Below are 18,763 nucleotides of genomic sequence, written 5' to 3'. Positions count from 1 at the left end.
GGCAAGCGTGTCAGAATCTCTCACCGTACTTTCTCTGGTAGTACGCAACCCTCTCCTCGAGAGACTTCCCCCTGAGAGGAGGTCGGGAGGAGACGATCTCTTCCCTCCTCACCTGTCTCTCCCCTCCCCTGCTCTGTCCTCCTTCCGGATGTCTTCCCCCAGGAGGACGACGTCTCCTTTCTCTCTTCCTGCCGGATCCGCTTCTCCGCCGCCTCTCCCCGGCCCTCAGGGAGCCCTCCAGGAGTTCCCCCAGAGGGAAGGAGGGGAGGTGCCTTTCCATGTCGAGTTCCGTCTCCAGGTAGTCGTAGGCGTCCGCCTCCGAGACCAGAGAAATGCAGAGGGGGCCGACCCCCTCCTCGAGAAATCGAATCCGGTAAAGATAGGAGTCGCCGGAGACAGGCATCTGATAGTTCACCACCATCGAGAAGGCGGGCACGTGAAGGTTCCGGGAAGTGGACTCGGACGTCACGACCACTACCCGGCCGGAAGCCCCGAGAGGTTCACCGAGAAGGAATCCCTTGTGCCGGGGCATATCGCCGGTGACGCAGTAGTTCTTGATGCCGCCGATGAGGAGGGCCCCAGCGACCTGCTGGCTCACCTCGTCGCCGCCGGTGAAGACGATGGTGTCGTGGGAGGGGAAGCGCCTGAGGAGGGCCTCGAGGGCTTTCAGTTTCCTGTGCCCTGCGAGATGGTAGACCCTCTCCTCCACGCCCGAAAGGATGGAGATGGAGGGCCTCGGCCTCACCTCCTCGGGATGATCGGCGTACTTCCACGCGAGATTCCGCATCTCCAGAGAAACGACAGAAGAGAAGAAATAGGAGAGACGCTCCGATCGGTGAGGCCGAAGGAGATCGAGGACTTCGTAGAGGCTGTCGTCGAGGAGCATCCTGTGCGCCTCATCGACTACGAGGCAGGTGAGGGAAGCGGGATCGATCTGCCCCCGCTCCATCATGGAGCGCACGGTCCGTGGAACACCCACCAGGAGCTGATACCGCTCTGGAGCCCGTGTCACCTCGCTCCGTCCGGCGATTCCGCACCTGTACTCCAGGTAACGACCGATCACCTCCGCCTCATGATGGACCAGGTTCTCGAGTTCATGGATGGGCACCAGAATGAGCGCCTTCTTCTCCGCATGCTCTGCATCGAGGAGGCTCTGATAGGCCATGCTCACATAGGCCGCCACCCGGGCGTGGAGATACTGGGCGTCGAAGAGGGCATCCCGCCTTTCACGATACCGCTCCATGAGATGGATGAAGGCCGGCCAAGGCTCGAGATACCCGGATTGAGAGAGCGGTCGCGCGATGTACTGATGTAGTCCCAGTTCCTCGTACTGCATACCTGCTCCTTCTCTACTAAAGGTGTACAGCGAGCACTCAGAACGTCCTGATCACGGTAGATATAGTATCGCAAAAAAGCAAAAGGGGAAAGAAGAATGCGCTTCCACTCTAGGAGTGCTGGGGGGAGAGGCTGCGTTCCACGTACTCCTTCGTCCGTACGAAGCCCTGTTTGAGACGGGGAAAAAGCTGCTTGCACCGGGAGATATCCCCCTCCTTCGCCGCCGTCTCCATCTCGGCCGCAAGGTCGCCCAACAACTTCATGGAGAGATTCCAACTCCCCCCCTTGATCCCATGGGCCTCGGTACGCACCGTCTCGGCATCCTGCCTCGAGAGGGCTTCCTCTATCCGGCCGAACTGCTGGGGAAGTCGCTCGAAAAACCGATCGATCACGTTCGAGAGCACGTCCATGTCATCCATGAAGGCCTCTCTCGCCCCGGTGAGGTCGAAGAGATCCTCTTCTCCCACTTTCTCGACGGGGACGGTCTCGGTCGAAGCCGACTCAGGAGCGGGTCCATCCCTCTTGGTATCCGACAGCCACTTCTGGAGCACAGGGAGCAGATCCTTCTTCTTGAATGGTTTGGGAAGGAAATCGCTCATACCGGCCGCGAGGGCCCGTTCCCTGTCCTCCCTGAAGGCGCTCGCCGTCACCGCGATCACCGGCCCCTCATATCCGTGCTCCCTCAGGACCCGGGCGGCGTCGTAGCCGTTCATCTCGGGCATCTGTACGTCCATGAAGATGAGGTCGGGTTTGAGCGCGAGCCCCTTCTCCACCGCCTCTTTCCCGTTGCCCGCAAGCTCGACCCTGTAACCGAGTCGAGAGAGGATGGTGAAAAAGAGCTCCTGGTTCACTATGTGATCCTCCGCCACGAGGATGAGATAGTTACCTGCATCCGCGGGCCTTTCCTCTCCTCCTTCAGGCCCTTCCGCTTCCACCCCTTCGAGTTCCATCTCCTCGTTCACCACCCTGGCGACGGTTCGATAGAGGTCGTCTTTCCTCACCGGCTTGGCGAGGTAGGCGTCGAACCACTTGAGGAGCTTCATCTTCGCCTCTGCACCCTCCCCCATGGGGCTCATGAGGACCATCCGCGTGTCGTTGATGCTCCTGTCGGCGTTCACCTCGCTCGCGAACTGCCATCCGTCCATGCCGGGAAGGGTGAGATCGACCAGCACGAGGTCGTATATCTCCCCTCGTTCGGCCCGTTCTCTCATCTTCCTGAGCGCCTCCGCTCCTGTGGAGGCATCGTCGATATGGGGGAAATAACGCTGTAAGTATCGGTGGAGCACCCTCCTGGTGAGGGGGTAGTCCTCCACGAGGAGGAGGCTTCCCACCTCTCCAAGCGATACGGGTGGTTCGTAGGATTCCACGATCGGCAGGGGGAGCAGGAACCAGAAAGAGCTCCCCTCCCCTTCCCTGCTTCTCACCCCTATCTCACCCTTCATCATCTCCACGAGACTCTTCGAAATCGCGAGTCCGAGCCCCGTACCGCCGAAACGCCTGGTGGTGGATTCGTCGATCTGGCTGAAGACCCGGAAGAGTCTATGCTTCTTGTTCTCGGGTATGCCTATACCGGTATCCTCCACCGTGAACGCCACCCACGCCACTCCCTTCCTCTGCTGCACGAGCTGTACACGGCAGAAGACATGCCCCTTCTCCGTGAACTTCACCGCATTGTTGGCCAGATTGACCAGGATCTGGCGTATGCGGAGGGGATCGCCTTTCACCCTGCGGGGCACCTCCTCACCGATATCCACCACCACTTCGAGGTGTTTCTTGTGCGCCTGGAGTGAGACCATACCCACGGCCTGCTCCACCACCTCGTAGAGGTCGAAGTCGATGATCTCCATGGGGAGCTTTCCGGCCTCTATCTTCGAGTAATCCAGGATATCGTTGATGAGGGCGAGAAGGGCCTCTCCCGAGAACCTGATCTGCTGCACGTAGTCCCGCTGCTCCTCGTCGAGACGTGTGTCTTCGAGCAGTTCCGTCATACCGAGGATCGTGTGAAGCGGGGTGCGTATCTCGTGACTCATGTTGGCGAGGAACCGGGACTTGGACTGCACCGACCTTATCGCCTCCTCCCGCTCCTTCCGAAGGTGTTCCTCGGTGACCTTCTGATCCGTGATGTCGAAGACCCCGAGGAGGACCTCTGCTCCCCTCGAGAATCCCCAGAGTCGCCACCAGGCAATGCTCCCATCCTTACGGGCCGCCCGTACCAGGAGGCCGGCCTGATGCGCCTCTCCGCGGGCGAGGCGATCGATGAACGAACTCACCACAGGTTCGTCCGATGAATAGATGATCTGGGGGAACCTCACCCCGTCCAGCTCCTCCTCGCTCCAGTCCACCATATCGAGGAATCGGCCGTTCGCAGCCAGGATGTCCCCCTCGGGGGAGAGCAGGATCATCCCCACCGGCACGTGTTCCAGAACCTCGAGGAGCATGGGCGAAGAAAAGCTGGACATCCGCTGCAACGGGAGCCTCCTAGAGTGAGATGAGGACCTCCACCGCCTTTCTGCGGAGGAGCTCCGGCTTGAGGGGTTTCACGACATAGCTCTTCACCCCGTATTCTACCGCTTTGAGGACGGTCTCGCGCTTTGAGAGGGCGGAGAGCACGATGATGGGAAACGAGGCACCCATGGACTTGAGGGCCTGCATGGTGGCGAATCCATCCATCTGGGGCATGAGGAGGTCGAGGAAGAGGAGCGTGCACCGGGAAACGCCCTCCTCGTCCATGACGAATTCACGTCCATTGTTGTAGGCCTTCACCGTGATCCCCACATCGGAGAAGGCCTTCTTCACCAGCTCCTGGATCACGAGATCGTCGTCGACCACACAGAAGAGTGCACCGCGGGGAAGGGCCCCAAGGAGGGCGCCGGAGGAGGGTCGTGCCGATCTCTCTTCCACCTTCTCCGCATCGAACCGCAGATGGAATTTCTCCTCCCGCGCCGTGTCGGGCCTCTGGGAGGAGAGGATGTGTTCCGCGGGCTGCCCTCCCACTTCGGCCTTCTCTCCCAGGAGGGCGTCCATCACCTTCTCGAGGGAATCGGCCACCTCTATCTTCTGGAAGTCGTCGTGGTGGGCGAGGTACTCCCTCACGAACTCGCTGGTGGTGAGCACCTTGACGAAACGGGGTCGCGTCTTCGTCTCCTCGAGCACGATGTGGAAGAGGGCGGCGAGCTTGAGGGAATCGTCCTTGGTGATCTCGAGGCTGCTCATGATCACCAGCACCCGCGGGACCTTGAGCTTGTAGAGTTCCATGAGCTCCGCGAGCTTGTAGCGGAGGAGCTCGATCTTCTCCTTGTTGAGGCCCTGCGCTACTTCTATGAAGACGATCTCCTCGTTCACATGGGCCTCGATGATGCACGGCGTATCATCGAGCGTGACGGGGACACCCAGCAGTTCAGAGATCCCTTTGAGGAGTACATCGATCTTGAGGGGCTTGGTGAGGATCTTCCGAATCCCCTTCTGGGCGAGTCTGAGGAGGGTCTGTTTGTCCATCGCGCCGGCGGTGAGGATGAGGGGGATCCCCTTCGTGTTGGGGTGACTCGACTTCTCGTCGAGCACCTCCTCCACGCTTCCTCTCGAGAGAAAGGAGTCCAGGATCACGAGATCGGGGACCTCGTTACGCATCTTCACCAGTCCGTCGAGGGCATTGGGACTCGAGATCACCTCGAATCCGTATTCCGGGAGCTTCTGTGTGAGGTATTCCCTCAGATGCGAGGATTCATCGATGACGAGGATCTTTTTCATGTGTCCCCTTCCATGAGCGGATCTTACCTTCTCTCAATATAATGGATAGACGTGCGGCTTGTCAAAATACTCCCGGATGCCCGAAAAACCCGTGGGTGATTCTCATGTTTCACGGAGGAGGAGCCCCCATTGCCGGTGAGAAGGAATGAGAGTATATTCATATCTGACTGATAGTCATCTAATATATATCAGTCATATACAAACGATCGGTCGGAGTTTTCATGGGTACGGCGGAACGAAGGGCACGGGAAAAGGAGGCCCGACGCAAGGCCATTCTGAAGGCCGCACGAAAACTCTTCCTCTCCCGAGGCTTTCTCGAGACGAGCATGGACCAGATCGCCGAAGAGTGCGAACTCAGCAAGGGCACCCTCTATCTCTACTTCAAGAACAAGGAGGAACTCGCCCTCGCCATCGTCAATCAGACCTTCGACGAGCTTCTCGCACGGATCAAAGAGGCCACAGAGAAAGCCCGCACCGGCCTGGAGGCCCTCAAGAAGGTGGTGGAGGCCTACCGGCGGTTCTACGAGGACCACGTGAAGGAGTTCTCCTTCGCCGCCTCGCTCGAGTTCCTCGCCCAGAAGATCGGTGTGAAGAAGGAGAGCATCAAGGCTTCCTATACCCGGGTGGACGCCATACTCGCCCTCATCATCGATATTCTCAAAAAGGGTATACACGACGGGTCCATCCGCAAGGACATAGAGCCGGAGAAGGCCGCCTTCGCCGTGGCGAACGTGATCAAGAGCTTCCTCCAGCGCATGGCCGTCGGCGCAAACCTCCTCCTGCTGGGGACGAACTTCTCCGAGCAGGAGATCATCGACTACACCCTCTCGCTCTTCCTCGACGCACTCTCACCGGAAAGGAGCAGCACATGAAGGTACGCGTCTCCCTTCTCTATCGGTATCCCTGGCTCACCATAGGCGTCATCTTGGCCATCACCCTGTTCTTCGCCTTCCAGATCCCGCGTATAGAACTCGACAACGATCCCTTCCATTTCATTCCCGAGGAACATCCGGAACGGCTCGCCTTCAAGGAGACCGAGGACCAGTTCGGGGAGGCGCTGGGGATCGTGGTGGGGATCGAGACCGAGGTGGGTACCATCTTCTCGCCCGAGGTCCTCTCGTTCGTCGACGCCCTCACGAGGGAAATAGAGTCCCTGGAAGAGGTGGAAGAGGTGACATCCCTCACCAACACCGACTACATCGCCCCCACGACCGAGGGCATGGAGGTGGTGCCGATCATCGAGGATCCCACCGATCCGGTCCAGATCGCCCGCCTGAAGGAGCGACTCCTCTCATGGGAGATGTACGAAGGGGTGCTCTACTCCCCCGACTTCAGGGGTACGCAGATCATCGTTCCCATCAAGAGTTCCACCACCGAGGATGAGCGCCAACACGTCTATTTCGCGATAAAGGACTTCATCGCACGCACCCCGCACCCCCACATGCGCACCTACATCGCCGGTACCCCGGCGGTCACGGTGCTCATATCGACCAACATGCAGAAGGACCTGGTGCTCCTCATCCCCCTGGTGATCGGGGTCCTGGTGCTGGTGCTCGCCCTCTCCTTCCGCAAACCCGGGGGGGTGATCCTCCCCCTCACCACGGTGATCATCAGCACCATCTGGACCGTGGGACTCATGGCCCTGCTCGGGATCAAGCTCTCTCTCATAGGAACGGTCCTCCCCGTGGTGATGATGGCGGTGGGGAGCGCGTACGGCATCCACATCATAAGCCACTATTACGACCTCATCAGAGAGCGGGGCGGTCGGGTGAACGAGGAGGAGCACGACGCCATCGTGGCCTCCATCGTGCAACACATAGGGAAGTCGATCTTTCTCGCCGCGCTCACCACCATGGTGGGATTCGGTTCGCTCGCCTCGAGTCAGGTGCGGCCCATCCAGGAGTTCGGGATCTTCAGCGCCTTCGGCGTCCTGGTGGCCCTCGTGGTGGCCGTGACCTTCATACCCGCGCTCCTCATAGCCCGTCACCGTGCCCTTCAGGTCCGGCTCAACAACAGGAAGGTGGAGAAGGAAGACCTCGCCGACAGGTTCATGCTCTTCCTCTACACCCTCTTCTCGCAGAAAAAGGGGAGCATCCTCCTCTTCGCCCTGGTGGTGGTGATCGTCGGTATCTACGGCACCACGCTGCTCGACAAGGACAACGTACTCATCGACTACTTCCGACCCGGCACCGAGATACGCGAGGCGGACAGGTTCTTCAGGGAGCGGTTCGTAGGGACCAAGACATTCGAGATCGTGGTCGAGGGCACGGAGAGGGGGGCGCTCACCAATCCGGAGGTGCTCAAGGCCATGGAGGATCTCACCCTGTACCTCAAGGACAAGTTCCCCGAGGTGAAGAAGGTGGTCTCCTTCACCGACTTCCTCAAGCGGATCAACCAAGTGCTCAACGCACCGCCTGAACATGAGACTCCCGTTACCGCCGAGCCTGCCCCCGCCGCCTCGAGCGCTCCGGAGGAGTCTCCCGGCCTGCCCTTCAGCTTCTTCGAGGAGGAGGGAACCGAGGATGGGCTCTTCTTCTTCGAGGAAGAGGGGACCGCCAAAGGGGCTGCTGCGTCCGAGCGAGCCGCCCCACCTTCTGCCGAGAGGGCTCCTGCGCCCCAGGGGGTGACCACCCTCACACGGGAGGAGTTCCTCACCATCCTCAACCAGGCGTACGCCCTCGCCCCCAGGGCCGACATCTCGGCGGCCGAGCTCGTGCGGCTCATCGATCGAGCCCTCAACTGGCGAGGCGCCTCCTACTACGAGATACCGTACGATCCTGCGAAGTACCCGGTTGAGACCAGGGAGGAACTCGCCAACCTCATCTCCCAGTACCTCCTCCTCTACTCGGGAAGCCTCTCGGCCTGGATAGACGATGCCATAGAGCCATCCAAGGCCAAGATGACCGTACAGCTCGCCACGTCAAGCTCCATACGGGCCTACGAGATCGCGCGCGAGGCCGAGGAGTATGCACGTGCCCACTTTCCGGAGGGCTACACCATACGGACGAGCGGACAGGCGAAGGTGGAGTACGCCCTCACCGAGCTCATCGTCAAGTCCCAGACCATAAGTATCGCGGTCTCGCTTGGGCTCGTGTTCCTCATACTGGTGGTCACCTTCAGGTCCATCGCCGCCGGGATCTACGGGCTCATCCCCCTGGGGATCACGGTGCTCATCAACTTCGGGGTGATGGGGCTCACAGGTATCAGACTCGACATCCCCACCTCCATGGTGGCCTCGCTCGCCATCGGTATCGGGATCGACTACGCCATCCACTTCATGAACTACTACCACCGCGAACGGATCAGCACGGGGGACAGGGAGAAGGCCACGCGCAACAGCATGAAGGGCGTGGGCAAGGCCATCCTCTTCAATGCGGTATCGGTGGCTGCAGGATTCCTGGTGCTCCTGCTCTCGCAGTTCGTCCCCATCGCCTACATGGGCCTACTCATCGCCCTCACCATGGCCACCTCGAGCGCGGCCTCCATCACCCTGTTGCCTGCGATCTTCGCCATAAAGGAAGCGGCCTTCCTGAGAAGGGCCGACACCACACACCACACGGGAGGAACCCCATGAGACGAGTGTTCACCGCATTGCTCTTTCTGCCACTTCTCGTCAGCGGGATCTTTGCCCTGGACGGAAGGGAGATCATGGAAAAGGCCCGCGACGCCGTGAAGGTGGACGCGAGCCACGCCCTGGTGCGTATGCTCCTCATAGAAAAGAATGGGAGCACCTCGGAGCGTATCCTCGAGATGTTCGGTAAGAAGGGGAGCGACGATCTTACGCGATCGCTCATCGTCTTTCACAGGCCCGCCTCGGTGAAGGACACCAGGTTCCTCGTCCTCGAGCAGAAGGGGAGGCCAGACGACAAGTTCATCTACCTTCCGACACTGCGTCGGGTACGGAGGATCGCGGCCGAAGAGGGGGGCCAGTCGTTCATGGGCTCGGACTTCACCTACGACGATATGTCGAGCAGAGACATAGATGATGATGTCCACACTCTCCTGCGCGAAGAGAACCTCGATGGTGTTCCCTGTTATGTGGTGAAGTCGGTACCAAAGGATGCAAAGAACAGCCAGTACCACCACAGGGTGAGCTGGGTGAGGAAGGACAACTTCATTCCCATTCGGGTGGAGATGTACGAGGACGAGAAGACGATCCTCAAGGTGCTCACCATCGAGAAGCTCGAGAAGGTCGAGGGTGTCTGGACGCCCATGGTCACGCTGATGAAGAACGTGAAGACAGGCCATGCCACCAGGCTGGAGATCCAGAAGATCAAGTACAATGAGGAACTGCCGGATGCACTTTTCAGCCAGAAGTTCCTCGAAACAGGAAGGCTGTGAGGGAGGTGACCTATGAAGATACGATGGATGTGTGTGGTGTTAGGCGTTTGTGCCCTGACGCTCGGTTCCCAGGAGCTCTCGTTCTTCGAGGAAGGAGCGGCCGGCCTTGTGGAGGTCTCAGGGAAGGTGGAGAGCCAGGTGCGTCTCTTCACCGATCCTGACGAGGACGCGGGTGACCAGGCGGTATCGCCCTTCGCCACGGTGGAGCTCGGCCTCACCTACGAGGGCGAGCGGTCTCGGGCAACGGCCCGGCTGCACTACAGCCAGTGGTACGACTACACCACCCAGGAGGGGGTGTACCGCTCGCTCGAAGACCTCATCGACGAGGCCTATGTGCAGATCTTCCTGCCCTGGGCCACGCTCGATGTGGGGTACCTCAAGCTCGTGTGGGGCAAGGGAGACAAGGTGCACGTCTTCGACACCATCAACCCTACCGACTACTCGGACTTCATCAACCCCGACTACCTGGACCGGAAGAAGGCCGAGAAAATGGTGAGACTCAGCGTGCCGGTGGGCACGCTGGGGAGCTGGGAGCTGGTGTACGTGCCGGTCTTCACGCCCGATGTGTTCCCCATGGAGGGGATGTGGGTGCAGCGGGAGCTGAGCGAGCTCGAGCGTGCGGTGGAGGGGGTGATCGAGGAGGCGGCCGCACAGATGGCACAGAATCTCACCACACAGTATATCACAGGAGGGATGAACCCGACAGCCGCTCAGGACCTGGCCTCACTCAAGGCCGCCGCCTGGGCGGAGGAAACGAGCTCCTCGGCCATCCGGTACGACCTCCCCGACTCGTTGGAGGACTTCATCGCCGCCACCAGGTTCACCTACTCTGCCGGTGGGGTGGACCTGGGGCTCTCCTACCAGTACACCTTCGACCGGCTCCCGGTGATCGATACCTCGCGGCTCGCCACCGACTACCGGGTGACGATCTCCTACGACAGGGTGCACCTCTTCGGTCTCGAGGCAGGGGCTGCGCCGGGAGGGTTCAACCTCAAGGGTGAGCTCGCCTACTTCCTCACCGAGGATACCGCGGGCGACGACCCCGTCGTCCGGAACAACCGCATCGCCTACCTCGCGGGGATGGACAAGGACCTGCCGTTCGGTAACCTCAACGTGAACCTCCAGGTGGTGGGTACGGTGATCCTCGGTACCTCGGGGATCGAGGCGGGAGACACCGAGTACGACGAGGATGGGACCTACACCACCACGCTCGTGAACGCGGGGATCACCGAGCGGCTCCTGCACGACACGCTCACGATCGAGCTCGCAGGAGCCTACGCAGTGGAAGACGGCGACTATATGATCCGCCCGAAGCTCGAGTACAACGTGGCAGACGACATCTTCCTCACCGCCTCCTACACCTGGTTCGGAGGAGACGAGGCGGGCTACTTCGGTCAGTTCAACGGGAACAGCTTCTTCCAGGTGGGGGCACGGATGGCGTTCTGAGGCTGTGGTGCTACGAGAGGAGGCGCCGCATACGCGGCGCCTTTTTTTGGCTCACCCAGGTCTTGTCTCTTTTCCGTTTTTTGTCTTAGATGGGCTTTTGTGAAGGGGGTCCCCCTTCGTGAACGAGAGAATGTCGCAAAGAGGAAGGGCGATGGCGGTAGATCGGCTGCACCTGATGAGCGCGCTCAAGGGGTACATCCTCTCGGTCTCCGGATGGCGGAAGGTGTTCGCCGCCTCAGGAGAGGAGCAGGATACGTCGCCTGAAATCAGCGAAGCCGACAGGGTCCTGGCAGTCTGTGCAGGAAAGGTGATCGGGGAGTTTTTCAGAGGGCAAAAGCAGGGGACTTCGCTGCTCCTCGCCCGGGATTCGCGGCCCACAGGGAAGGCGCTGTGCAGGGCGCTCGCCGCAGGGTTGTGCATGGAGGGTGTGGGGGTGCACTACGCGGGGATCGCGGCGGCGCCTGAGGTGATGGCCCTCTCTGCGGCGGACCCCGATCTGGCCGGGTTCGTGTACGTGTCCGCGAGCCACAACCCGGTGGGGCACAACGGGATCAAGGTGGGGGCAAGGGGAGGGGTGCTCTCTGCAGATGAGGCGAACGAGCTCATACGCAGGTTCAGGGAGGAGGTGGAGAGGCTCGGCGAGGCGGAGGCAGAGGGGCTCCTCGAGGGGGAGGCGCCTTCGGATCTGTGGGAGGAGGAAGCCAGGTGGAAGGACCGGGCGCTCAGGGCGTACGGGGGGTTCGTGCGGCGGGTGATCACGGGGGGGGAGGCCGAGGAGGAAGTGGCCCGAAGGTGGAGGGAGCTGGGAGAGGGGGTGCGCAGGAGAGGGCTGGTGGTGGTGGGGGAGCTCAACGGGAGCGCCCGGGGGGCGAGCGTGGACAGGGAGGTGCTGGAGGACCTTGGATGCGAGGTGCGCCTTTACAATGCCGAACCCGGACGATTCGTCCACGAGATCCTGCCCGAGGGGGAGTCGCTGGAGATGTGCGCGGACCTGGTGAGGAGCGTGGTGGAGGAACGGGAGTGCGAGGTGCTGGGGTACGTGCCGGACTGCGACGGCGATCGGGGGAACCTGGTGTACGGCGCGCCCGGGGTGGGGGTGAGGGCGCTGGGGGCACAGGAGGTGTTCGCGCTCGCGGTGCTCGGCGAGCTGGCGTGGCTGGATGCGCTGCTTCCCGGCGGGGTACAGGCGCACAGGGTGGCGGTGGTGTGCAACGGGCCGACGTCGCTGCGGGTGGAGGAGGTGGCGGGGGCGTTCGGGGCGCACGTGGTGCGCACGGAGGTGGGGGAGGCGCATGTGGTGGGGAAGGCGGAGGCGCTGCGGCAAGAGGGGTGGGTGGTGCGGGTGCTGGGGGAAGGGTCCAACGGGGGGAGCATCGTGCATCCGGCACGGGTACGCGATCCCCTCGCCACGCTCGGGTCGGTGCTCAAGATCCTCGCCCTGCGAGAACCTCCCTATGCCCTCTTTGCGAGATGGTGCGCCCGGAAGGGCCTCTCCTATCATCCCCACTTCACCCTCACAGACGTACTCTCCTCTCTCCCCGCCTACCTCACCACCGGCACAGGTGCCCCTGAGGCACGTCTCACCATCCGATCAGAGGACCGGGCCGCCTTCAAATCCACCTACGAACGCCTTTTCCTGTCGGACTGGGAACTCCGCGCGAACGAACTCCACGAGCGCTTCGGCATCACCGGCTTCGAAGAACACCACCACGAAGGCCTCGAGACACACGTGGGCTTCGGCCCCTCCTTCCGCACCGGCACACAGAAAGGAGGCCTCAGGATCCTCTTCAAAGACGAAAAGGGCGAGCCATGCGCCTTCATGTGGATGCGGAAATCAGGGACCGAACCCGTCTTCCGTGTGATGGTGGATGCACGCGCACATCTCCCCGGCCTCTACGACTACCTCCTCGAGTGGCAGCACAGCCTCATCCGACGTGCCGACGAGGAGGCTTCACGAGGTCGTACACGCTCCTAAGTGCGGTTCAACACGAAAATGCTCGCATTGAGCACAGTGGCAAAGCTCACCCACAATAGATACGGAATGAGGAGGTATCCTGCCCAACGCTCTATCCGGACAAAGACCAGAATAAGTGCGAGAATGGCGACCCAGAGGATCACGATATCCACCAGCGCGAGACCGGGACTTCGGCGCGCGAAGAAGAAAAACGACCAGAGCACGTTGAGGATCAATTGTACCACAAAGAGGAGTACCGCAAGGCCCACCTGGGAAGAGAACCCTTTCCGAATCACGAGGTAGAGAGAAATCCCCATCAGCACAAAGAGAACGGTCCACACAGGGGCGAATATCCAGTTGGGAGGATTGAAAGAGGGCTTCTCGATGGTGCTGTACCAGCCTTCGATGGCAGGCATGGTGAAAGACGAGCCAAGAAAACCAACACCAAGACAGATACCCACCGCAACAACGAAGAGCATGATCTCTTTCACTATCATTATCTCCTCCTTAGAAAGCCAACGTACTACTCAGAATAGTAGTACTCTTATGACGAAAATGCAAATCGCATTCTACGGCACATACACCCTTCCCCCCTCCCTCACCACCAACCCCTCCCGCTCCAACGCCCCTACCACCCCCTCCACTTCCTCCCTCCCCCTCCCCAGCCGTTCCGCCAGCTCCCCCACCTCACACCCACCCCGCTTCACCAGCACCCGCAGCACCGCCCCTCGAACCTGCCGCACCGACCCCTCGAACCTCCCCTGACGCCGGTAGTGCGCGCTCCTGCGCCCTGCATTCCCCCTCCGCGCCTTGATCGCCGCCCCCACATCCATCAGGGCATAGTACCACGTACGCACATCATCCCGATAGAGCGTCTCCTCCACCAATGGGAGAATCTCCGCATCCCGCACCCCCTCCCTCCCCGGGAAAAACCGATCGAGGAACACCGTGCGGATATTCGTCTCTATGAACACGCACGGCTTCCCGTAAGCGAACGTCGCCACTGCCCGCGCGGTGTACGGCCCCACCATGGGAAGCACCTCCAGCAGCTCCGGTTCCTTCGGCAGCCGCCCGCCCCACCACTCCACCACCATCCGGGCGCTCTCCCACACCCCCCTCGCCCGCCTGTTGTATCCCAACCCCTGCCACACCTCCAGCACCTCCCCCAGCCTCGCCCCGGCGAGCACCTCCCACGAGGGAAACCGCGCCAGGAACTCCCCGTACTTCCCCACCACCCGCGACGTCTGCGTCTGCTGGAGCATCATCTCCGAGACGAAGATCGCGTACGGATCACGCGTGCGCCGCCACGGAAAATCCCGCCCCTCGCGCCGGTGGAACCCCAGCACCTCCTCCTGGAACCCCCTCACCACCGCCGACCCCAGTCCCATCCTACCTCCTCACCCCCACCCCACACCCCAGCCACTCCCACACCCGCTCCGCGCAAAACTCCCCCATCCCCCCTTCGAACAACACATCCGCCTGGTAGAACACCTCCGGGTAGCGATCCTTCACCAACGTGGGGATCGCCACGCACACCATCCCCGCATCCAACGCCGCCTGCACCCCCGGCTCCGAGTCCTCGAAGACCACACACCCACCCGGCTCCACCCCAAGCCTCCCCGCCGCCTCGAGGAACACATCCGGCGCCGGCTTGGGACGCGCCACCTCGTCCGCCGACACCACCACCCGGAAGAACCCCACGAGCCCCGTCTCTTCGAGCAGCACCTCGATGACCCGTCGGGGAGACCCCGACGCCAGGGCACACGACATCCCCGCCTCCTCAAAGAGCCCCAACAACCTCCGCATCTCGGGAAACACCTGCACCCTGCCCCTGGCGTGCTCGAGGAAGAGCCCGATCTTCTCCCTTGCCAGCTCCTCATCGGACCTGGGGATCTCTTTCTGCGTACGCATCCACTCGATGAACCCCTTCGTCCCCCTCCCGATCATGTACTCGCGCAGGGCATCATCGTGAGGAATCCCGTACCGATCGAGAAAGGCGCAGTCCGCATCCCAATACACATCCTCCGAATTGACGAGCGTACCATCCATATCGAAGATCGCCGCCCGGATACCGGGCGGCGCGCACTCACGCCTCATCCGCATCCGTACCCCCCTTCTCCTGCTTCTTTCTCCGCCGCTCCGCCCCTCTGCTTATCCTGTTCCACACCCCGGCGAGCCCCATCGCCTTCCTCACCTCGATGAGGGTCTTCCTCCCCTCCTCCCTCATCCGCATGGTCCCCTCGTAGAGGATCTCGTCCACCAGACCCGTCTGCCGGCGGAAGTACTCACGCCGCTCTCGGATGGGATCCAGGAAGGCATTGAGCGCCCTCGCGAGCTTCTCCTTCACCTCCACGTCCCCCACCTTCCCCTCCCGGTACCGACGCTTCAAATCCTCAACCTCTTCCTTGTTGGGATTAAAAATATCGTGATAGATGAACACCGGATTACCCTCGACCCTTCCAGGCACATCTGCACGCACCCGGTTCGGATCCGTGTACATCTTGAAGACCTTCTTCTCCACGGTCTTAGGATCGTCGGAGAGGAGGATGGCGTTCCCGAGCGACTTGGACATCTTCGCCGCACCATCGATCCCCACCAGTGTGGGAACCTCACCCACCAGCGGGTCGGGAACGGGAAAGACCTCGCCGTAGAGGAAATTGAACCTGCGCGCGATCTCCCGGGTCAGCTCCACGTGCGGCACATTGTCCTTCCCCACCGGCACCACGTGGGCTCGGGGGAGGAGGATATCGGCCGCCTGGAGCACCGGATACCCGAGGAGCCCCAGAGGCATCTCCTCCAGGTGCGCAGCCTGGGCCATCTCCTTGAGAGTCGGGATGCGCTGAAGACGGGGGACCGTCACGAGCATCTCGAAAAAGAGATTGAGCTCGTACACCTCGGGAACGGCGGACTGCAGGTAGATCACCGACTTCTCCGGGTCGATCCCACACGCCAGGTAGTCGAGCACCATCTCCCTCGCATTCTCCGCGATCGCCTCCACGTCCTTCTTCTCCGGCTTCGTGGTGAGCATGTGCAGGTCGGCGATGATGAAGAAACACTCGTAGTCGTCCTGGAGCTTCACCCTGTTGGCGAGAGAACCCACATAGTGTCCCAGGTGCAGCTTCCCCGTCGGTCTGTCACCCGTGAGAATGCGCTTTCGTTCCATGCCCCCTCTCCTTACCCTGAGATACGGGCATACTATAGACAGGAACCCCTCTCCTTGCAAGGGAGCTGGCATGATCCAGGAAACGTGATATACTGGGACCACGATGCGGACCCGTCTCATGCATGCAGCATTTCTCCTGCTCATCTCCTCTCTCCTGCCGGCCCACCCCCTCTCGGGCCTCTACACCTACCAGACCACGGCAGGCGATCGCTCGTGGGAGGACCGTTACCGGGTCGTAGCGGACGGCGGGCGCCTCGACATCGAGGTGGAGAGCACCGAAGCCCGGTGGGAAGCCGTGCATGCGGGCACCTCCACCCTCCTGTGGAAGTACGAGGCCGGAAATCTCCGCATCACCACCCGATGGGCCCCGGACAGGCGCGTCCTCCAGTACACCAAGGAACAGGAAGACAAGAAAGAAAAGAAGACCCACGAGTTGAAGAAAGACCTCCCCTTCATCCAGGTCTTCGAATTCGGCCTCATCCCCTTCATCACCGAATCCTCGAAGGAGAAGCTCACCTTCTATGCCCTGCGCCCCGCCACCGGCGAGGTCTACGAGATGGAAGCCCGGAAACAAGGGGAGGAGACGCTCACCGTGATGGGAAGAGAGGTCCGCGCGGTGAAGGTCACCATCCGACTCGCCGGGTTGCTCTCCGCCTTCTGGAAGAGCACCTACTGGTTCGACCCTGCAACCGGGGTGATGCTACGATTCGAAGGAACCCTGAGCGCAGGCGGGGCCTTCCTCACACGACATCTCACCGGAATAGGACCTGTCTCCCCCACTCCCGAACGATAGAATGCGTGCACTCTTTCATGACCCCGCTTCCGATACCTGGCTCCTCTTCCGTCGGCCTCTCAGAGTCCTGGTGGTGGGCCCCGAAGCCCTCGCCTCGATCCCTCAGGTGCTCGAAGAGGTCGACCACGAGATACAACGCTCACATCGGTATGCTGCGGGCTGGCTCGCGTATGAGGCCGCCCCGGCCTTCGACCCCGTACTTCCGGTGTATCGCCCTTCCGGACCGCTCCTCTGCCTGGGGGTATTCCACCCTCCGGAGCATGTCTCGCTTCCCCCTCCGCGACGGATCGAGCCCCCCTCCCTCACCCCGGAACTCGACGAGGAGACCTATCTCTTCCACCTTTCGAGAATAAGAGAGGCCCTCGAGGCAGGCATCACGTACCAGGTGAACTACACCTTCAGGCTGGAAGGCCGCTCTCACGCAGATCCCCTCCCCCTCTTTCTTTCCCTGCTGGACAGAACCGGCCCTTCTTACAGCGCCTATGTGGAGGCCGGGGATCACGCGGTACTCTCGTTCTCGCCCGAGCTCTTCTTCCGCACACACGGGGATATCGTCGAATGCGAGCCCATGAAAGGGACAGCTCCTCGTGGAGCCACCCCAGAAGAGGACACCCACCAGGCCCACCTCCTCTTCTCAAGTGAAAAAAATCGAGCCGAGAATCTCATGATCGTGGACATGATCCGTAACGATCTCGGGAAGATCGCCACCATCGGCACGGTGGAGGTTCCGCACCTCTTCGTCATCCGGAGCATCCCCTACGCCCACCAGATGGTGAGCACCGTGAGGGCGCGGACATCCGCCTCGATCCCCCGGCTCCTCGAGGCCCTCTTCCCCTGCGCCTCCATCACCGGAGCCCCCAAGGTGAGCACCATGGGTATCATCGCACACGAGGAACATTCCCCACGAGGAGTGTACACCGGCACGGTGGGATTCTGGAGCAGGAAGACTGCGCTGTTCAACGTGGCGATCCGTACCCTCGTGAAGGAGGGGCCGCGCTGGTACTACGGGACCGGGGGAGGCATCGTGTGGGACTCGGATCCGGGCGAAGAATACCTCGAGGCCCTCCTGAAGGTGGGAGCCCTGGGGAGGCCTCTCGCCCCCCCTGCAGGCCCCCTCCATGCCCCCAAGGAGGAACCACCTACCGTATTTTCGTCACCTTGAAGTCGTCGATCTCCACCGCCAGACTGTTGGTCCTGAAACTCACATAGCTTCCCTTGAGGAGCGAGGGATCGAGGTGGAAATAGTAGTAATACGAGGTCTCCACCGGATGGTAGACGCGGATTTCCCCTGTGGAGGTATCCACCCGGATCTTCACCGGAAGGGGATACTGAAGGTAATCGAGGTTCTCGAGCACCACTTCCCGAGGATAGATCTCCACATTGTATTCCGGCATGAGCTCCATCTCGCTATTCGAGAAACTCCGATACACCTGCCCACGGAAGCCGTAATGAACAGAGGTGGGAGGCACGACATCGTCATAGTTCAACCAGAGGAGATAGGACCTTCCGTTCCCCCACGCCTTTCCCGGTGCAGGCTTGTCCACACCGATATGGATCCCGAAACCGCCATGATAGGGACCCGTGACACGGCCTCGATCCCCCTTGTAGCCCCCATCCACGTACTTCACCACGAACTCGATGAGGAACACCCCCGTCTGGGGAAGGGGCCTGTCGATCCGGGCCATTCCCGCCTTCACATCGGATTGGAGCAGGGAACCGGAGGCAGTCCATATCCCATAAGCAGGTCTCCACTGCCCCATGGAGAAAAAGTCGTCCTGGGCGATCACCGTCTGGGCGACGATCGATCCGCTCAGCACGAGGCCCACGAGGATCGCAAAAAGATAAGAGTGCTTCATCTTCTCCTCCTCGACACAGTGTAGAGGTTTCCCCGCAACCGTGGATGCCCACCAGTCTGTATGCCTGTGGAATATGGTACCACTGTTTCCGGAATTCCGCAAATTCCACGTGTACTAAACCAATATCG

15 protein-coding genes are annotated in these 18,763 nt (G+C 61.2%); 7 read left to right on the top strand and 8 right to left on the bottom strand.

What is annotated here, in order from left to right:
- Window positions 1-10: 10 nt before the first annotated feature.
- The 3 genes from SPITH_RS04170 to SPITH_RS04160 all read right to left on the bottom strand — a co-directional run bounded on the left by SPITH_RS04170 (window position 11) and on the right by SPITH_RS04160 (window position 5,082).
- Entirely contained in the window at window positions 11-1,336 is a 1,326-nt protein-coding gene (locus SPITH_RS04170) for a DEAD/DEAH box helicase (protein ID WP_014624468.1), read from the bottom strand.
- A gap of 109 nt (window positions 1,337-1,445) precedes the next feature.
- Complete coding sequence (locus tag SPITH_RS04165) at window positions 1,446-3,794, bottom strand: response regulator (protein WP_245523482.1); 2,349 nt, start codon at window positions 3,792-3,794, stop codon at window positions 1,446-1,448.
- A gap of 19 nt (window positions 3,795-3,813) precedes the next feature.
- Complete coding sequence (locus SPITH_RS04160) at window positions 3,814-5,082, bottom strand: response regulator (protein WP_014624466.1); 1,269 nt, start codon at window positions 5,080-5,082, stop codon at window positions 3,814-3,816.
- A gap of 221 nt (window positions 5,083-5,303) precedes the next feature.
- On the opposite strand from SPITH_RS04160, the gene SPITH_RS04155 reads away from it, so the two are divergent.
- The 5 genes from SPITH_RS04155 to SPITH_RS04135 all read left to right on the top strand — a co-directional run bounded on the left by SPITH_RS04155 (window position 5,304) and on the right by SPITH_RS04135 (window position 12,844).
- Window positions 5,304-5,954 carry a TetR/AcrR family transcriptional regulator gene (locus SPITH_RS04155; RefSeq protein WP_014624465.1) on the top strand — a complete coding sequence of 217 codons (651 nt, stop codon included), beginning with the start codon at window positions 5,304-5,306 and terminating at the stop codon, window positions 5,952-5,954.
- On the top strand, window positions 5,951-8,656 hold the full coding sequence (locus SPITH_RS04150) for an efflux RND transporter permease subunit (protein ID WP_014624464.1): 2,706 nt from the start codon (window positions 5,951-5,953) through the stop codon (window positions 8,654-8,656). The genes SPITH_RS04155 and SPITH_RS04150 overlap by 4 nt, the downstream gene beginning before the upstream one ends.
- Window positions 8,653-9,423 carry an outer membrane lipoprotein-sorting protein gene (locus SPITH_RS04145; protein WP_014624463.1) on the top strand — a complete coding sequence of 257 codons (771 nt, stop codon included), beginning with the start codon at window positions 8,653-8,655 and terminating at the stop codon, window positions 9,421-9,423. Before SPITH_RS04150 ends, SPITH_RS04145 begins: the two co-directional genes overlap by 4 nt.
- Before the next feature lie 12 nt (window positions 9,424-9,435).
- Window positions 9,436-10,869: a DUF1302 family protein gene (locus SPITH_RS04140; RefSeq protein ID WP_014624462.1), complete on the top strand. Its 1,434-nt coding sequence runs from the start codon at window positions 9,436-9,438 to the stop codon at window positions 10,867-10,869.
- Window positions 10,870-11,020: 151 nt separating this feature from the next.
- Window positions 11,021-12,844, top strand: coding sequence for a phosphoglucomutase (locus SPITH_RS04135; RefSeq protein ID WP_014624461.1), 1,824 nt, complete (start codon window positions 11,021-11,023; stop codon window positions 12,842-12,844).
- On the opposite strand, the gene SPITH_RS04130 is transcribed toward SPITH_RS04135, so the two are convergent.
- From SPITH_RS04130 to trpS, 4 genes are all read right to left on the bottom strand, one after another.
- The gene (locus SPITH_RS04130; protein ID WP_014624460.1) at window positions 12,841-13,320 is read right to left on the bottom strand and encodes a TspO/MBR family protein; all 480 of its coding nucleotides are present in this window, start codon (window positions 13,318-13,320) and stop codon (window positions 12,841-12,843) included. The genes SPITH_RS04135 and SPITH_RS04130 overlap by 4 nt on opposite strands.
- 72 nt (window positions 13,321-13,392) lie before the next feature.
- On the bottom strand, window positions 13,393-14,211 hold the full coding sequence (locus tag SPITH_RS04125) for a DNA repair protein (protein ID WP_014624459.1): 819 nt from the start codon (window positions 14,209-14,211) through the stop codon (window positions 13,393-13,395).
- 1 nt (window position 14,212) lies between these two features.
- Window positions 14,213-14,926, bottom strand: coding sequence for an HAD family hydrolase (locus tag SPITH_RS04120; RefSeq protein ID WP_014624458.1), 714 nt, complete (start codon window positions 14,924-14,926; stop codon window positions 14,213-14,215).
- Window positions 14,910-15,986 carry a tryptophan--tRNA ligase gene (gene trpS / locus SPITH_RS04115; RefSeq protein WP_014624457.1) on the bottom strand — a complete coding sequence of 359 codons (1,077 nt, stop codon included), beginning with the start codon at window positions 15,984-15,986 and terminating at the stop codon, window positions 14,910-14,912. Before trpS ends, SPITH_RS04120 begins: the two co-directional genes overlap by 17 nt.
- Window positions 15,987-16,089: 103 nt before the next feature.
- On the opposite strand from trpS, the gene SPITH_RS04110 reads away from it, so the two are divergent.
- Together SPITH_RS04110 and SPITH_RS04105 are read left to right on the top strand one after the other, a co-directional pair.
- Window positions 16,090-16,779, top strand: coding sequence for a hypothetical protein (locus SPITH_RS04110; protein ID WP_014624456.1), 690 nt, complete (start codon window positions 16,090-16,092; stop codon window positions 16,777-16,779).
- Between the two features lies 1 nt (window position 16,780).
- Complete coding sequence (locus SPITH_RS04105) at window positions 16,781-17,941, top strand: chorismate-binding protein (RefSeq protein ID WP_052296257.1); 1,161 nt, start codon at window positions 16,781-16,783, stop codon at window positions 17,939-17,941.
- On the opposite strand, the gene SPITH_RS04100 is transcribed toward SPITH_RS04105, so the two are convergent.
- Window positions 17,919-18,635: a hypothetical protein gene (locus tag SPITH_RS04100; protein ID WP_014624455.1), complete on the bottom strand. Its 717-nt coding sequence runs from the start codon at window positions 18,633-18,635 to the stop codon at window positions 17,919-17,921. The two genes, SPITH_RS04105 and SPITH_RS04100, sit on opposite strands and share 23 nt — an antisense overlap.
- Window positions 18,636-18,763: the final 128 nt, after the last annotated feature.

Source organism: Spirochaeta thermophila DSM 6578, from assembly GCF_000184345.1.
GTDB classification, from domain to species: Bacteria; Spirochaetota; Spirochaetia; order Winmispirales; family Winmispiraceae; genus Winmispira; species Winmispira thermophila.
The sequence above is the reverse complement of the archived record's forward strand: the minus strand, read 5'-3'. Positions and strand labels throughout refer to the sequence as shown.

Coding starts and splice junctions, on each gene's coding strand:
- SPITH_RS04170 (WP_014624468.1), bottom strand. CDS start 1,336: ATGCAGTACGAGGAACTGGGACTACATCAGTACATCGCGCGACCGCTC.
- SPITH_RS04165 (WP_245523482.1), bottom strand. CDS start 3,794: ATGTCCAGCTTTTCTTCGCCCATGCTCCTCGAGGTTCTGGAACACGTG.
- SPITH_RS04160 (WP_014624466.1), bottom strand. CDS start 5,082: ATGAAAAAGATCCTCGTCATCGATGAATCCTCGCATCTGAGGGAATAC.
- SPITH_RS04155 (WP_014624465.1), top strand. CDS start 5,304: ATGGGTACGGCGGAACGAAGGGCACGGGAAAAGGAGGCCCGACGCAAG.
- SPITH_RS04150 (WP_014624464.1), top strand. CDS start 5,951: ATGAAGGTACGCGTCTCCCTTCTCTATCGGTATCCCTGGCTCACCATA.
- SPITH_RS04145 (WP_014624463.1), top strand. CDS start 8,653: ATGAGACGAGTGTTCACCGCATTGCTCTTTCTGCCACTTCTCGTCAGC.
- SPITH_RS04140 (WP_014624462.1), top strand. CDS start 9,436: ATGAAGATACGATGGATGTGTGTGGTGTTAGGCGTTTGTGCCCTGACG.
- SPITH_RS04135 (WP_014624461.1), top strand. CDS start 11,021: ATGGCGGTAGATCGGCTGCACCTGATGAGCGCGCTCAAGGGGTACATC.
- SPITH_RS04130 (WP_014624460.1), bottom strand. CDS start 13,320: ATGATAGTGAAAGAGATCATGCTCTTCGTTGTTGCGGTGGGTATCTGT.
- SPITH_RS04125 (WP_014624459.1), bottom strand. CDS start 14,211: ATGGGACTGGGGTCGGCGGTGGTGAGGGGGTTCCAGGAGGAGGTGCTG.
- SPITH_RS04120 (WP_014624458.1), bottom strand. CDS start 14,926: ATGCGGATGAGGCGTGAGTGCGCGCCGCCCGGTATCCGGGCGGCGATC.
- trpS (WP_014624457.1), bottom strand. CDS start 15,986: ATGGAACGAAAGCGCATTCTCACGGGTGACAGACCGACGGGGAAGCTG.
- SPITH_RS04110 (WP_014624456.1), top strand. CDS start 16,090: ATGCGGACCCGTCTCATGCATGCAGCATTTCTCCTGCTCATCTCCTCT.
- SPITH_RS04105 (WP_052296257.1), top strand. CDS start 16,781: ATGCGTGCACTCTTTCATGACCCCGCTTCCGATACCTGGCTCCTCTTC.
- SPITH_RS04100 (WP_014624455.1), bottom strand. CDS start 18,635: ATGAAGCACTCTTATCTTTTTGCGATCCTCGTGGGCCTCGTGCTGAGC.